This is a genomic window from Kosmotoga arenicorallina S304 (assembly GCF_001636545.1).
GTDB lineage: Bacteria > Thermotogota > Thermotogae > Petrotogales > Kosmotogaceae > Kosmotoga_B > Kosmotoga_B arenicorallina.
This window is the reverse complement of record NZ_JFHK01000004.1, coordinates 151,965-167,457: the sequence shown is the minus strand read 5'-3', so window position 1 is coordinate 167,457 and position 15,493 is coordinate 151,965. Positions and strand designations below refer to the sequence as shown.

12 protein-coding genes and 1 pseudogene are annotated in these 15,493 nt (G+C 43.5%); 8 read left to right on the top strand and 5 right to left on the bottom strand.

Features of this window, described 5'->3' with window-relative positions; all coding sequences use genetic code 11:
• Window positions 1-40 precede the first annotated feature (40 nt).
• The 3 genes from AT15_RS03305 to AT15_RS03295 all read left to right on the top strand — a co-directional run bounded on the left by AT15_RS03305 (window position 41) and on the right by AT15_RS03295 (window position 3,381).
• Window positions 41-1,627: an S-layer homology domain-containing protein gene (locus tag AT15_RS03305; RefSeq protein WP_068346334.1), complete on the top strand. Its 1,587-nt coding sequence runs from the start codon at window positions 41-43 to the stop codon at window positions 1,625-1,627.
• 112 nt (window positions 1,628-1,739) lie between these two features.
• Complete coding sequence (locus AT15_RS03300) at window positions 1,740-2,891, top strand: hypothetical protein (protein WP_068346332.1); 1,152 nt, start codon at window positions 1,740-1,742, stop codon at window positions 2,889-2,891.
• Between the two features lie 73 nt (window positions 2,892-2,964).
• Window positions 2,965-3,381: a hypothetical protein gene (locus AT15_RS03295; RefSeq protein ID WP_068346330.1), complete on the top strand. Its 417-nt coding sequence runs from the start codon at window positions 2,965-2,967 to the stop codon at window positions 3,379-3,381.
• A gap of 60 nt (window positions 3,382-3,441) precedes the next feature.
• On the opposite strand, the pseudogene AT15_RS03290 reads toward AT15_RS03295, so the two are convergent.
• From AT15_RS03290 to AT15_RS03270, 5 genes and pseudogenes are all read right to left on the bottom strand, one after another.
• Window positions 3,442-5,102 (bottom strand): annotated as a pseudogene (locus AT15_RS03290) (ABC transporter permease).
• An 8-nt stretch (window positions 5,103-5,110) separates the two neighbouring features.
• Window positions 5,111-6,082: an ABC transporter permease gene (locus tag AT15_RS03285; RefSeq protein ID WP_068346329.1), complete on the bottom strand. Its 972-nt coding sequence runs from the start codon at window positions 6,080-6,082 to the stop codon at window positions 5,111-5,113.
• 75 nt (window positions 6,083-6,157) lie between these two features.
• Entirely contained in the window at window positions 6,158-7,882 is a 1,725-nt protein-coding gene (locus AT15_RS03280; protein WP_068346326.1) for an ABC transporter substrate-binding protein, read from the bottom strand.
• On the bottom strand, window positions 7,879-9,063 hold the full coding sequence (locus tag AT15_RS03275; protein WP_068346325.1) for an ABC transporter ATP-binding protein: 1,185 nt from the start codon (window positions 9,061-9,063) through the stop codon (window positions 7,879-7,881). Before AT15_RS03275 ends, AT15_RS03280 begins: the two co-directional genes overlap by 4 nt.
• A complete protein-coding gene (locus AT15_RS03270; RefSeq protein ID WP_153019695.1) occupies window positions 9,060-10,097 on the bottom strand; it encodes an ABC transporter ATP-binding protein in 1,038 nt (345 codons plus the stop codon). The genes AT15_RS03275 and AT15_RS03270 overlap by 4 nt, the downstream gene beginning before the upstream one ends.
• A gap of 104 nt (window positions 10,098-10,201) precedes the next feature.
• On the opposite strand from AT15_RS03270, the gene AT15_RS03265 reads away from it, so the two are divergent.
• From AT15_RS03265 to AT15_RS03245, 5 genes are read left to right on the top strand one after another with little or no spacing between them, the layout of a single operon-like run.
• Window positions 10,202-11,362, top strand: a complete 1,161-nt coding sequence (locus AT15_RS03265; protein WP_068346323.1) for an alanyl-tRNA editing protein — start codon at window positions 10,202-10,204, stop codon at window positions 11,360-11,362.
• Window positions 11,352-12,707, top strand: a complete 1,356-nt coding sequence (gene dnaB / locus AT15_RS03260) for a replicative DNA helicase (RefSeq protein WP_068346321.1) — start codon at window positions 11,352-11,354, stop codon at window positions 12,705-12,707. The genes AT15_RS03265 and dnaB overlap by 11 nt, the downstream gene beginning before the upstream one ends.
• Before the next feature lie 13 nt (window positions 12,708-12,720).
• A complete protein-coding gene (locus tag AT15_RS03255) occupies window positions 12,721-13,476 on the top strand; it encodes an ABC transporter ATP-binding protein (protein WP_068346319.1) in 756 nt (251 codons plus the stop codon).
• A 14-nt stretch (window positions 13,477-13,490) separates the two neighbouring features.
• Window positions 13,491-15,059: a hypothetical protein gene (locus AT15_RS03250; protein ID WP_068346316.1), complete on the top strand. Its 1,569-nt coding sequence runs from the start codon at window positions 13,491-13,493 to the stop codon at window positions 15,057-15,059.
• Between the two features lie 4 nt (window positions 15,060-15,063).
• The gene (locus tag AT15_RS03245; protein WP_068346313.1) at window positions 15,064-15,486 is read left to right on the top strand and encodes a hypothetical protein; all 423 of its coding nucleotides are present in this window, start codon (window positions 15,064-15,066) and stop codon (window positions 15,484-15,486) included.
• Window positions 15,487-15,493: the final 7 nt, after the last annotated feature.

The window sequence follows — 15,493 nt, the reverse complement described above, 5'->3', positions numbered from 1 at the left end:
CAACTATAATTGCAAAACATTTTGAAAGGGGGTAGGTTTCATGAAGAAACTTGCTTTTTTACTGGCCCTCGTAGTGTTCGCCGCTATCGCCTTTGGTGTAGCTTACACTGATGTTCCAGAGGACCACTGGGCATACGATGCCGTAATGAAAGCCACTTCAGCAGGGTTACTTCAGGGATTTCCTGATGGCACGTTCAGAGGTGACGAGGCTCTTACCCGTTACCAGCTTGCCGAATCCATCGCTAAACTCCTGGACTATTCTGAATCAGGCGACGCGAAGCTTCAGGAACTCGTATTCGCACTTACAAAGAAAGTCGCCAGCCTTTCACTTGAGATTTCAGATGTCAAGAAGAGTGTAATCGATATTATGGCTGAATTCAGGAGCCTTGAAGGGAAAGTCGCTGAAATCGATCTTGACAGTGTTGAGCAGAAAGTATGGGAGCTCCGTGAAGACGTTTTTGGAGAACTCAATAACGTTAAAATGGTTCTCGATGCTTATGACTCACAGTTCGAAGCACTGAACGGAAAAGTTACAGATCTCGAAGTGACCACAAAACTCCTTGGACAATCCCTTGCGAAGTTCAAAGATGATTTTGCCGCTTACATGGGAAAAGTCGATGCCATCGAAGGCAAAATGGTTACTTCTGAGCAGCTTGATCAGAAATTATCGCTTCTTTACACGAAAATTCTCAAGCTGAGTTCTCAGTTAAAGGAAATTGATGCTGTAAAGGAAGAATTTGCAAACTATGTGACAGTCAAGGACTATGAAACCACCGTTGCTATTGTCAACAAGCTTACAAGAGATGTCTTCAAGCTTTATCGAAGCAAGGCTGATGTTGAAGACCTCAAAGCATGTAACGATAGCATAGCAGCTCTTGAAAGCCTTCTCGATTCAAATGTGGCTGATCTTAATGACAGCATTAATGTTGTTTACGACCAGGTAGATGCAAACATAAATTCTATAATGGATATCGAAAAGAAATTGTCAGATATCGAAGGAAAACTTTCTATGTTTGCAGAAACCGGAGATGTCGAGGCACTGAAAGAAAAGGTTACCAATCTTGAGGTAACATCCAAGATGCTCAGCAGTTCTGTTGTAAAGCTGAACGAGACAGTTGCCAATCTCAACTTTGTCACTCCTGATCAGCTTTCCGAAAAAATGGGCTTCCTTTATAAAAAGCTTGGCATGACCGAAAGCAAACTTTCTGACAGGCTTGGAAGCCTTGAAGCCAGTGTAGCTTCTCTCAACGATGATGTCGAAGTTGCCTTTGACCAAATTGACGCCAATATCTTTGACATAATGGCTCTTGAGAGTAAACTCGCTGATCTTGAGAAGAACATCGAAGAGAACTATGTAAAAGTCGATGACTACAACATTCTCGTTAACATCACCAATAAACTGAGCAGAGATGTTTACAAGCTCACAAAATCCAAAGCCGATGTTGAAGATGTCAAAGCGCTGAATGAAGAGGTGGAAACACTCAAGACTGAAACCGATGCTTCCATTGAAGCCGTCAAGACGGATGTTGACGCTAAAGTCGGCAAGTTCCAGAGATCCACAAATCTCGCAACAATACTTTCGTTTGTTGCTCTTGCAGTTGGAACAGTCGCTCTGATTCTTAAGTAATTGTCAAGCCGGGTATTGTAGCAGTACCCGGCTTGATTTGCACAAAACAAATGTGATATACTGTAAAATAGTTCTAAAACCCAAATATCTCTCTCAAAGGGGGTAAGTGTAAATGAAGAAACTTTTAGTGGTCCTTGTTGCTCTTTTAACTGTAAGCCTTTTTGCAGCAGTTCCAGTAACTATCTCTGGTGGCGGAAAGGTCCAGGCAGGAATCTACTTTGATAACGCTGGCTTCAGAACAGAGTTAAATATCTGGGATACCTGGATCGGCTTTAGCATTGACCAACCTGCCAATCTCAGCATTTATGTAACCGATCACAATGCCAATGGAATAGGAATTAGCATGCTTTCTCTTTCCAACGATCACCTTGGCGCAACATGGTATGCTAACCAAGCTTTTACCGGTAATGGCAGTCTCTGGTGGTTTGTTGACATTGATGATGGTGCTTGGGCTCCTACAGCTGTTTTGGAACTCAAAGACCTTGGTCTCTTTGTCGCCACACAGGACAACAACAAAGTTGCAGCAAAACTCGTAGTTGATCCTCTGACAGTTGCCGCTCAGGCAAGCTTTGCGGGTTACAGCTTTGCTGGTGCAGGTGCTGAAGTTAGTGCAGAGGACATTTTTGCCGGTCTTGGCTTCAGAGCTGCTTTCAGGACACCAGGTGACTACCAGCTTCACACATGGTTCAAAAATACCCTTGGCCCTGTCGATGTTGATGCTTACTTTGCTTACGGTACCATCAATGACCAGGTTGTTGGAGTCAACTTTGGACTTACACCAGTCAGCATGCTCAATATCACCGGTAACCTGAATTACGATATTGCTGGTGCTGTTTTCAGCGCATGGCTTCAGGGAGTTCTTAGCAACAGCTTAGGTTCCCTCACGCTCAAGTACATATACCCCGCAACTGCACAGTTCATGGTTGCACCAACTCCATTCACATTTGGACCTGCCACTTTGACACTTAAGGCCGGTTCTGGTGACTATAACAACTGGCCCAATGGTCTTGACGGAGACGTTGTAGCTAACTTCCAGGATGTCAGCTTTACTGCTGATCTCTGCGTTGCACCAACTCTGGGTCTTATGGTTATCAGCGATCCTACAATCGCACTTAACTTTGGCTACTACCTCCTTACAGGCGGTATGTCAGCCGGTCTTAACGTGACCACAGCTCTGTATGACCTTCTTAACGTTGAATTTGGCCTTGATTTCTTTAACCTTCCTGGTTGGTATCTCAACGTTTACTACTACCAGGAATTCTGATCATATAGAAATGTCAGGCCCCGGCTTGAGCCGGGGCTTTTTTATGTCATGTAATTTGCGAGGTGATATACAGGTGAGATATATAATACTGGGCGATGTGCTAATTCTCTTCGGGGTGTTATTCGGCATTTTTGGTGGTGGTTCAGCTCTGGCAAATTTCATTGTTGAATCCGATGTTCAGATATCGTTGCCAGTTACTGCGGGAATGGTCGGGCTTTTGTTTTTTTCTGGGCTTTTAATACAGCTCGCTGCGTTGAAAAAAAGCATGTTCTTTCCCTTTGTTGCTCTTGTTCTTTCTTTAATTCAGCTGGGTTTGTATTGTTATGAGTCAATAAAGGGTGGTTTTAATTGGTGGCTCTCTCCTGTATTGAAGCTGATGAATTTTTCAGAATCAATTGGAAAGGCCGGGAATTATATTGGCATAATGATTTTGATAGCGCTGATCCTGCTACCTGCCATAATTTTTCCACTGATGATGAAAAGGGAATAAAAAAGCGAGCCTTCTAATCAAAGGCTCGCTTTTTTCTGAGGGAAGAAGTAAAAGGATATATCAAAAACCGAGTGAACGTGGATCCAGGGCGTCTCTTACGGCATCACCAAGGAGGTTGAATGCCATAACAACTATGAAAATGAATATACCCGGTATCAGGAGCCAGGGTGCTTCTGTCATTGACCTTATGTTCTGGGCCTGACTGAGCATTAACCCCCAGCTTGCAGAAGGTTCCGTGATTCCAAGACCAAGGAAGCTTAAGCCGGCTTCACCGAGGATATATCCGGGAATAGATAGAGTTGCAGAAACAATAATATATGTTGCCGTATTGGGAATAATATGCCGCCAGATAATGCGGTGCGCCGGGTAACCCATTGCTATTGCCGCCTGAACGAATTCCCTATCTTTAAGAGACAATACCATACCCCTTATGACCCTGGACATACCGGGCCAGCCTATAAAGCTTAAAATAACGACTATAAGGACGTATGTCCAGTGAGGCGGTATGTCGGTAGGCAGTATGGCTCGAAGGGAAATGAGCAGGTAAAATCCCGGTATAGACATGAGTATCTCGGTAACCCTCATTAATGCCTCATCGGCCCATCCGCCATAGTAACCCGCGCAACTCCTCCAATGAAAAGTCCCAGGGTGAAGGTGATGAGAATGCCAAGCAAACCGATGGACATGGAAATTCTTGAACCGAAAAGAATTCTCGATAGGACATCTCTTCCGAATTTGTCACCGCCAAAAAAGTAAAGCCTCGCTGGCGACTCAACGCCTACAAGGTGGAGATCCATGGGGATAAGCCACAGCAATTTGTATTCCCATGATTTTACGAAGAATTTCAAAGGGAACTTTCTGGAAGTGTAGGAGACCACTTCAGGTGAAGAAATAACCTCGAGAAGTTCCGGGTCCACTTCCAGTTCAGCGAGAAATTCTTTAGTTAGTTCGATATCTCCACCAACTTCTTCCATGATTTCATTGTAAAGGGACATAGCTTCTTCGACGAATTCTTTCACCTCATCTTTTACAACGGCAAAGACTCTGTATAGTTCCTTTTCGGTTACGATCTTTACGGGAGGACCGATTTTCTGGAGGCTCCTATAACGCGTTGGGGAAAGTGCAGTGAGGGAGTTTTTGCTTGTATTTATATTCACGGCCTTTCCCGTGTCGAGAAGTGTTCTATCATTGAGCTTAATTGTCTGCTCGATATCGTATTCCGGGTTACCAAGATATGCTTTATTCCCTTCAGCATCTTCTGCGTATCTTGTTACCTTTATAACCATGTAAATTTCTTTCACATTGTTTTCACCGATAGTGAAGGTCTTTGTTTCACCTGTGGTAGTATCCTTTGCAGTTATTGAGTTTAGAGAGAAACCCTCGGAAAAACTTGTTCTGAAGCTCGCTGGGTCTCTTTCAAGGACGAGCGGGTACACATAGGGCCATGTGAACTTTCCCTCTTCATCTGTCCAGTGGATCTTGGTGGGTGGTGCGTAAGAAAGATTCTGGGCCTGATCATACGGGTCATGGGGTGCAAGGAAATCGGCAAAAAGTGCTATAAGGTACATAATAATCAGTACCCACAGAGAAAATAAGCCAAGCCTATGCTTTTTCAGCGCACGCCATACAAGCTGCCAGCGGTTCAGATATTGGACTTCGAAGATATCTTCCTTTTTCGTTTCTTGCGCTTGAGTGTTTTTTTTGGGTTCTTTCACTGCCATCACTCCTGTTATCTAAGTCTAAATCTGATACGGGGATCGACCCATGCAAGCAACATATCAGCTATGAGGTTGCCAATTATAAGCAATAGAGAACTCAACAGAAGAGTTGCCATGACGAGGAAAAGGTCCTGTGATGTAAGGGCTTCTATCACAAGTCGTCCCATACCAGGCCAGCCGAATACCGTTTCCGTTAGCACAGCCCCTCCGAGAAGTCCGGAAAGGGAGTAACCAAACATGGTAACTATCGGGTTGATGGCATTCCTCAGAGCGTGTTTGTAGATAACATTGCTTTCGGGCATCCCTTTTGCTCTTGCAAAAAGCACATAATCCTGTCTCAATTGGTCGAGTAATTGCCCGCGCATTTGCCTCATCAAGCCAGCAAGCCCTGACGTACCCAATGTGACCACCGGACCAATAACGTGCCATAGATAATCGCCGATTTTTCCCCAGAAAGAAAGTTGATCGTAGTTCAGGGAAATTATTCCCCCGATCGGGAACCATCCTGTTTTGGCTGCCATAAATAGCCAGAGTAGGGCAAAGAAAAAATTGGGTATAGAAATACCTATAAAAGCAAAAAAGGAAAAAGCCTGATCACTGAAAGAATATTGATGCAATGCCGAATATATACCAAGGGGAATCGCTATTCCCCATGTAAAAATCATGGTACTAATGCTCAGCAGGAGAGTGGCGCCAAGCCTTCTCCAGACAAGGTTAAAAACGGGTATATGATACACAAAGGAATATCCAAAGTTACCTTTCAACACCTGCCCGAGCCACTTAAAGTACTGTACCACAATGGGCTTATCGAAACCAAATTGTCTTTCAAGTGTCTGAACCTGTTCTGCGCTGATTGACGGGTTTAACCGGTAGTAGTCAAGGAAATCACCGGGAGCAAGAGAAATGATAAAAAAAGATAACACCGAGACACCAAGTAAAACAGGTACCGCTAAAATGAGACGCCTAAGTATATATTTGAGCACCTTCTTCCCTCCTCAGAACATATACATTTAAAGCGGGAGGGGAATTCCCTCCCGCAAAAGAGGTCCATCAATTGATTATTCCGCTTCTTTCCAGATTGCGTAACCCTTCCAGAGAGTTCCGGCAGCAGGGTTGGGTTCAGGGTTAGCAAGGTGAACGATCTTTTTATGGGCGTAGAGATAATTCTGGTTCATGGTGTAAACCAGAGGTTGATACTCGGCACAAATCATCTGGAATTCTGCGAAGAGATCGTATCTCTCCTGAGGATCAACAGCGGAAGTCTGGAGTCTGAAGATTTCATCAATCCTCTTCTCCCAGTCAGGAGACCACCAGATGTCTTCAGATACAGTGTCCGGTCTGAGTTCCGGTGAGTAATTCCAGAAATGGAGTCCGCCATCGAGCCTCCAGACGTTCCATCCTGAACCCGGGTCAACAGATCCAGTAAGACCTATAATAACTGCTTCATAATCAGGTCCGAGAAGTTTCTGAACCAGAGAATTGAACTGCATGGGTGTGAAGTTGACTTTTATACCGAGTTTCTTTGCAGCATCGACAACTTTGTTACCGATGGCTTCACGGACGTTGTTTCCAACATTGGTAGTAAGATCAAATTCAACAGGATTACCGTCTTTGTCAACACATGTTCCATCGGGAAGCCAGCTGAAGCCAGCTTTTTTGAGCTCAAGTCTTGCCCTGACAATAGAATATTTGTAACCGAATTTCTCGATTTCAGGGTTGTAGAATCCCGAAGATGGGCTGACAGGCCCATAAAGAGGTGAACCAAGTCCGTTGTAGAGGGTATCAATAATTGATTGCCTGTCAAGCATGTAAACGAAGGCTCTTCTGAAGTGCTCATTTCTGAACCATTCTCTCTTAACGGGATCTTTGGTTACCCAGTTGAAAGCGATGAAATTGGAACCCAGAGCAGGTCCACCAACACCAACAGTCCAGCCTTTTTCTTCAGCCTGTTCGGCAATTCTTGGGAAGTTTTCTGCTGTGGGCCCGTAAATGTCGATTTCACCAGCTTCAAATTTGAGAAGCTCTGTGTTCAGGTCAGGAACTATAAGGTAAACGATTTTGTCGAGATATGGCAATTTGTTGCCATTTTTGTCTACCCTGTAGTAATTGGGGTTTCTTTCAAGAACCACTCGCACGCCTTCCGTGTATTCGACTGGGAGGAATGGACCCATACCGACGATTTTGTCCAGATCGGCAACAGTCCAGGTTTCGGAGAAAGTGCCGTTGTCAACAGCCTCTTCCATAACGTGTTTCGGAAGAATATCAGAATATCCTACCCATTTGAAACCCCAGACGTTGGGAACACTCCAGGTGAAGGAAATCGTGTAGTCGTCAACGATTTCCACTGTTGGAAGCTGGTCGTTGGCGTCCATTGCTCCACCGGGGCCATTTGCTGTCATGCCTTCTACCAACGCCACTTTGGTGAAAGTGAAGTAAACGTCTTCAACAGTGAAAGGCTCTCCGTCAGACCAGGTTATGCCCTTTCTGATCTGGAAATACACTGTCTTTCCATCTTCAGAGAACCACCATTTGGTAGCGAGAGCTGGAACTGTGGGCATGCCTTTGTTGTCGGCGTTGAACAGAGAATCGCTGTACCACCCAATGATGTCGGTCGATGATGTTTCCTGAGCCCAGTAAGGGTTCAAGGTTTTGGGACCTGAAGTTGTACCAAGAAATAGTGTTCCCCCAGGCACGCCGTTGTAGTCTTCAACAGCGTATTCAGGCTCAGCGATAACGAGAGCCGCGATAAGCACTGCGAAAAGAACCAGTAAAACTTTCTTCATGCATCTTCCCCTCCTTTTTCAAAAGTATCGGAGATTTGATGTTCCTTGTATAGATGACAGGAAACATAATGATTGTTGTCCACTTTGAACATAGGCGGATATTCCTTTTCACAAACAGGCATTTTGTATTTGCATCTGGGGTGGAAGAAACAGCCCTTTGGCCTGTTAATAGGGCTGGGTACCTGCCCGCCGATAAGCTCTTTTCTATTTCTTTTCTTTTTGGGATCGGGCACCGGGGCTGCTGCGAGTAACGCCCGGGTATATGGGTGAAGCGGGTTATCAAATATCGCTTCGCTGTCTCCTTTCTCCACCATTCTACCCAGATACATGACGACCATTTCATCTGAGATAAACCTAACCAGAGCCAGATTATGCGAAATAAAGACATAGCCAGCGTTCAGTTCAACCTGAAGGTCTTTCAGCAACTTTACTATCTGAGCCTGCACCGATACGTCCAGAGCGGAAGTGGGTTCATCGAGCACTATAAGCTCTGGATGCACACTTATAGCACGGGCTATGGCTATTCTCTGTCTCTGGCCTCCACTAAACTGGTGTGGATATCTGTCTATATGATAGGCTTTCAATCCGACCTGAACGAGCAGGTTCTTGACGATTTCAATGGCTTCATTCATATTGGCCGCAATTTTATGAAAGAGCAGGGGCTCTGTTAGCATCTGCCCTACCGTCATTCTAGGGTTAATGGATGACATGGGATCCTGAAAAACGATCTGCGCCTTTCGTCTCAACAGCTTCCGCTTTTCATCAAGATTTCCATAGAGTATTTTCAAAGTCCTTGATGGATTTCCTTCGGCTTCTTTGAATGCTTTATATATTTGTAGCTGGTGTGACTCGAGATCCTTTCCTCCGTTGGAAAAAGCAGGCAATGAAAAGTAATTCTTTTTCAGGTATTCTATTGCGTGTTTTTTATTCATAAAATAAAAGGTTGTGTCTTCTCCATCGATTACAATTTCCCCGTCAGTGGCTTCATGAAGCCGCAGAATCGTTTTACCAATAGTTGTTTTTCCACAGCCTGATTCGCCGACAATACCTATTGTCTTACCTCTGTCAACACCGAACGATACATCGTCGACAGCCTTGACAAATCCTACAACCCTTTCTATAAGGAACCCCTGTCTTATCGGGAAATATTTTTTTAGATTTCTAACTTCAAGCAGTCTCATCTGAGTTCCTCCTTAACAACGGAAACTTTGTTGATAACAGGGTTAAAACATCTTATGAAATGGCTGTCTTCCACCTGTTCTAATTTGGGCATTTCCCTGTAACATTTATCAACTGCACGCTGACATCTTGGAAGAAATGGGCACAGGGAAGGTGGGTCGAGCATGACTGGTGGCTGCCCCGGTATGGGAGCGAGTTCTTCCTGTTTTATATCAAGCCTTGGAATGCATTCAAGAAGAGCATTTGTGTAAGGATGCATTGGATTGTCAAAGATGGTTTCAGAAGGAGCGAGTTCCATCTGATAGCTTCCATACATGACCTGTATTTTGGTTGCAATTTCAGCAATAACCGCAAGATCATGGGTGATGAAAAGCAAACCGCTTCTGTATTGTTTCTGGAGATCTTTCATCAATTCCAAAATTTGCGCCTGAACTGTCACATCAAGAGCTGTCGACGGTTCATCGGCTATCAAAATCTCAGGATTGCAGGAAAGGGCAATGGCTATGACAACCCTCTGCCTTTGACCCCCAGATAGCTGAAATGGGTAATCGTTCAATCGTTCAATTGGTTTAGGTATCCCGACCTGTTCCAGCAATTTGATAGCCCTTTCTCTTGCCTCTTCTTCCGAAATGCCTTCGTGATGCACAATGGTTTCCACCATTTGATCACCAATGGTATACATGGGATCAAGGGATGTCATAGGATCCTGAAAGATCATTCCTATGTGTTTCCCGCGAATCCGCGAATACCTATCTTTAGGCAGTTTTGCAAGGTCAACATATTCAGGGTTACCTCTGGAAGAAAATTCGTCGGTATAAAATAAAATTTCGCCTTTGGCTATATAACCAGGTTTATCAATCAACCCGGCGATACTTTTTACCGTAACGCTTTTTCCCGAACCGGTTTCCCCGACAATGCCCAGTACTTCATCCTGCCATAAGTCAAAGGAAACATCTTGCACTGCCTTCACGGTGCCTTCTGCCATGTCAAAATATGTGCACATGCTTTTCACGGAGAGGATAGGCTTGTCTGACAAAAATATCACCTCAACAGGTTTATTATGATGAAAAGTTTCTCTTACTGTATAATTATTACACAGAATGGCATAAAATATCAAGTGGTCTGTAAAAGGGGGTAAAGATGAGAGCAACGGTAATCGATATTCTTCCTGCTGAAAAGGGTCTGTTTAATGTAAAAATTGTGATTGAAGGATCAGAAGTGTTCTATGCCGATGGAGAGGGTGGTCAACTCGGTGATCGTGGCGTTATTGAAGGAAATCAAATATTCGGAGCGAAAAAAATGGGAAAGGATCTCTGGATAGTTACGGACTCAGTCGAAGGGATTTCCAGAGGAAAACTGGCTAACATTGAAATTGATAATGAAAGGCGTAAGGATATTTCCCAGCAACATACAGCACAGCACCTTTTAACAGCGGTTATCAAAAGGGAACTCGATGCAGAAACCCTAGGCTTTCAAATGGGCGAGATGTTTTCAACAATTGATATATCGCTGGGGTTTTTTACCAATCATCAGAGAATACTGATCGAAGATGTCGTCAATAGAGAGATCCAGGCAGGATATCCTATCAGCATTAACCTGTACAGCCCGGAGGAATTCAATAGGCTTGATCTCAGAATGCGTAAGGAACTAAGCCAGAAAGTTCTTTCTCAGAAAAGGATCAGAGTAGTTTCAATCGGCGAAATCGACAGAAATCCCTGTGGAGGGCTTCATGTAAACAATACCCTCGAAATCGGATTGCTGAAAATAACGAAGTCAGAAAAAGTCAAAGGTGAACTTACACGTCTTTATTTTGTTGCTGGCAATAGAGCAAGGAAGCTCTTTCAAAAGGAACATGAAATGGTTGAAACACTCATGAAAGAGTTAACATGTGGCTTTGATGAAATTCCAGATAGGGTGAGCTCTCTGCTTGAAAGCGTAAAAACCTTTAAGTCCGCAGAAAAAAGATATACCGAGATGCTGGCGAAATACAATGCCCGGGAATTGGAGCAAACAGATGAGATTGTCATTGTTAGTGAAAATACCCCGGGAATAATCAATTCGATACCAAGGTTTATAAATAAAGATGTGTATATTTTTATAGGTATAACAGGAGACAACAAATTCACCCTTGCGGCAAAGGATTTTGACCTTAGGGAGCTCTTTGAACATTTGAAACAAAAGCACGATGTCCACGGCGGTTGCGGACCCGCAAAGGGGCAATTTGTATCGGATGAAGAGAAAGAAAGAATAATAGATGCAATAAAACATTGGGCTGAAAGGAAGCGATCCTATGAAAGCTAAGGTGCCACCTCATAGCATTGAAGCCGAAGAAGCCGTTATCGGAAGCGTGCTGATCGATCCCGATGTATTGACAGACATTATAGAAATTATCAACAGTGATGACTTTTATCTTCGAAAGCATAAGCTCATTTTTTCAACTATTGAAAAGCTCTTTGATGAAGGATACCCTGTCGATATCGTCTCAATTACCGACAGAATGCGTTCATTGGGAACTCTTGAAGAAGTCGGCAGTGAAGTTGAAATCGCACGTCTTGCTGATACCGTTCCCACCTCCGCTAATGCTGAATATTACGCAAGGACAGTTAAGGAGAAGTCCCTTCTCCGTTCTCTTATAGCAGCCGGAAGCAAGATTGTGGAAGAGGCATATGGAACAGACGATACTGATCAGGTGCTTGATAAGGCTGAGAGCCTGATATTCAAAATCACTGAAAGTCAGACAACCAGAACATATGAAGATCTTGGAAGCGTTATGCACACCGTGTTCGAAAACCTTGAAAACCTAAAAGACAGAGCCGGGGCTATTGATGCAGGAGGTTTTGTAACGGGTATTCCAACAGGATTCAGGCAGCTTGATAAAATCACAACAGGCTTTCACACTTCGGATTTGATCATTGTAGCTGCCAGGCCTTCCATGGGTAAAACTGCTTTTGCCTTGAATATAGCCCGGAATATGGCAGTGAGGAGCGATACGCCTATTGCTTTCTTCTGTCTGGAGATGACAAAGGAACAGCTTGCACAGAGGCTCCTTTGCTCGCAGGCAAGAGTGGATCTTAGCAAGATAAGAACTGGCTTTTTGAACGACAAAGACTGGGAAAGGCTCACTTCAGCGGCTGATGTGCTTTATAGGTCAAAAATCATTGTTGATGACGAGGCTTCTCTTGATCCACGTTCTCTCCGGGCAAAAGCCCGTCGCATAAAAGCAGAACATGGCATAAAAGTGATTTTTGTTGATTATTTGCAGCTGATGCATTTGAAGGGTCGAGCTGATAACAGGCAACAGGAAATCTCTGAAATTTCACGTTCACTGAAGCTTCTGGCACGAGAGCTGGACGTTACCGTGGTTGCGCTATCCCAGCTTTCACGAGCCGTAGAGCAGAGGGAAAACAAACGGCCAAGGCTCAGCGATTTACGTGAGTCCGGGGCAATCGAACAGGATGCTGACATGGTTATGTTCCTCTATCGTGAGGATTATTACAAAGATAAGTCTGAGATCTCAGATACCCCTCACGAGGCTGAAGTGATTATTGGAAAACAGAGAAACGGACCCATTGGAACGATTAAACTGAGTTTCAATCCAAAAATTGCGACCTTTTTCGATGCTGTGCCTTCTGAATATGTGGAGTGATGGTGATGTATACATGATATATGCGAAGCAGTTGACAAAAAAATTCGGAGAACTTATCGCAGTAAACCGCCTTAACCTTCATATTAAACCAGGGGAAATATACGGTTTTCTTGGTCCAAATGGTGCGGGAAAAACTACCACTATAAAGATGCTTACAGGCATTCTGAAACCCACTGAGGGGGAAATAAAACTGCTGGGGATGGATATGGAGAAAGAAGAAATAGCAATTAAAAGGTCAATAGGAGTTGTACCTGATGAGCCAAGGATGTACGATAACCTGAAAGGCATTGAATTCGCCCAGTTTATCATGGAAATATATAAAAGCCCAAAAGAGGAAACGATGAAAAGGCTTGAAGATATCTGCGCAGCCTTTGGCATTGATTATCTGGACAAATTCATAGGCGACTATTCCCATGGCATGAAGCAAAAACTAATGCTTGCAACTGTGTTGATGAGACAGCCCAGGGTCATCTTTCTAGATGAGCCAACGGTTGGCCTGGACGCGCGCAGCGCAAAGATTCTTAAACTCTGGCTGAGAAAATTGGCAAATAACGGAGTGGCAATTTTTATGACCACACATGTTCTCGAAATCGCCGAGAAAATGTGCGACAGGATTGGCATAATAAATGAGGGGAAACTCATCGCTGAGGGTAACCTTGAAGAACTGAAAGAGCTCTCAAAGGAAAAATATGAAACTCTCGAAGACCTCTTTCTTGAGCTTACTGGCGGAAATGAATTTAAAGATATAATCGATCAGCTTGGGGAATAAACGGATGTGATAATTTGAAAACGCTTCTAATTTTACTCAAATACAAATTGAAAAACACCTCTTTTTCAAGGAAAACCCGATCTCGCCTTTATATTCCCGGCTTGCAATTTCTGATACTGCTTCTGGTATTTGGAAGTTTGATTTTTCCCGGGGCTTTCGAGACTTTTAGTGAATTGAGAAAATATGAGGAAAGCCTTAGTCCCGCTCTTGTAAACGGATTGAGCATCTCAGAATCCTATTTTTCCTTTTTGAGTCTTATAATGCTTGTGCTCGGCTTCATGAATTTTTTGCCTTATCTCATCTATTCACTAAGCGATTATGAGGAAATGAATTTCCTTCTGCAGTTGCCTGTAAAAAAAGGCACGCTTTTTGTTTACAAGGCCTTTGGTGCCTTTAATGGCAGCTTTATGAGCTTTGCCATATATTTGCCCCTTGCCTTTGCCTTTGGCTTGTCTAAAAGCGTCTTTTATGGCTTTTTGTCTTTATTAGCTGCCCTTATAGGTTATTTTTTGATGCTCACTCTTGCTTTGTTCATTTCCAGCCTTTTATTTAGCCGCATTTCAAGAGTATTTGCGAAAAGGTTTAGTGGCATATTGATTTTGTTGAACGCTGTGGTGTTTTTGCTTCTTTTTAGCGCTGTCTTGCCAGCTGGCTCTGTTAAAACTGGCAGATTAATTGAACTCTCTTCTTATACAGCAAATAAGTATTTGCCGTCATATTGGATAGCCAAAGCCTCAACAGGTGGGAAAATTGAGTGGTTGCTCCTGTTTTTTCTAGGGGTATGGCTTTTCCGAATGGCTTATCGCATTGCAAGCAAAGCCATCTTTGAACCCGTTGAACGCGAAAAAGGAGCTATCAGTTTGAAGACAAAGAAGCGGGTTAATTTGCTTAAAAAAGAAGTGTTGCTTTTGACAAGGACAGAGCAGTCATTCTTTTTCTTTCTCTATCCCATTGTTTTTTCACTCATAATGATATTCACAACCAGGGAAATGTACAGTTCGACGCTTGTTATGGTTATGATTTCTTCTTTCTATGCGTCGCAGATGATGGTTATCTCGACTTCCTCCGAATTCTTGTCCTGGCCTTTATCCGCTTACTTGCCATTAAAATTGGAGAAGCTCTTTATCGTGAAATCCCTGTTGATAGCGACGATTTACACTGCCCTTTTTGTGGCGTCAATCCTGATAAGCATATCCCATCTTGATGTTAGCCCATTGCTTTTGCTTTCCTTCCCCGGGGCTTTCATGACTTTTTTTATATCAGCTCTATTGGGCGTGAGATTTTACTTTTCCTCGGGTGCCTACAAATCGGGAATACATAGAAGAAGGCTCGGGTTGGGGTCAACGTTAATTCTTGAAGTCTTAACATTTATTGCGGCAATAGGTAATATCATAGTCCTGATGGCTTTTTTGTATGAATGGAGTGCTCAGAAACCTGGTGTGTTCTTTGTTGATGTACTCTTTCAGGGAAGCACCGGCGTTTTGCTTGGATTGGGGATACCGGCAATTGCCTCAGGTATCATGATTAGCCGCACATTAAAAACATTGAGAAAGCAATTGCGTTTAATAAAAGAAGGGAAGTGAAATCGTGCAAATCTCTTTGGAACAGATTCTATCAGTACTTATGAGCAAAGTCGAAGCACTCGAAGCCGCAATGGACGACTTGCGCCTGCGCAACAACATTATTTTGCGCTTGATTAAGAGATCAGGAGAAATCGATAAGGAAACAATTCAAGAAGCGGTTATGGAAGAACTGGAAGTTTCGAAAAAAGCAGGATTGATTGAGGAAGAAAGGGAAACATCGTCAACTGTTGCCAGTTTAACCGATAGCATTTACAATTGGCTCACTGGAGACGTGGAAGAAATAAAGGCAAAGATGGACGAATACCGGAAAAAGATGGAAGAAATCATGAAAGAACAGGAAAGTAAAGTCATAGATGTAGCCCCCCCTGACTTTGTAAAAAGACTTGAACCAAAAGAGCCAAAAAAGAATGGCGGAATAATTCTCTAAAAGTTTC

Coding starts and splice junctions, on each gene's coding strand:
- AT15_RS03305 (WP_068346334.1), top strand. CDS start 41: ATGAAGAAACTTGCTTTTTTACTGGCCCTCGTAGTGTTCGCCGCTATC.
- AT15_RS03300 (WP_068346332.1), top strand. CDS start 1,740: ATGAAGAAACTTTTAGTGGTCCTTGTTGCTCTTTTAACTGTAAGCCTT.
- AT15_RS03280 (WP_068346326.1), bottom strand. CDS start 7,882: ATGAAGAAAGTTTTACTGGTTCTTTTCGCAGTGCTTATCGCGGCTCTC.
- AT15_RS03275 (WP_068346325.1), bottom strand. CDS start 9,063: ATGAGACTGCTTGAAGTTAGAAATCTAAAAAAATATTTCCCGATAAGA.
- AT15_RS03265 (WP_068346323.1), top strand. CDS start 10,202: ATGAGAGCAACGGTAATCGATATTCTTCCTGCTGAAAAGGGTCTGTTT.
- dnaB (WP_068346321.1), top strand. CDS start 11,352: ATGAAAGCTAAGGTGCCACCTCATAGCATTGAAGCCGAAGAAGCCGTT.
- AT15_RS03255 (WP_068346319.1), top strand. CDS start 12,721: ATGATATATGCGAAGCAGTTGACAAAAAAATTCGGAGAACTTATCGCA.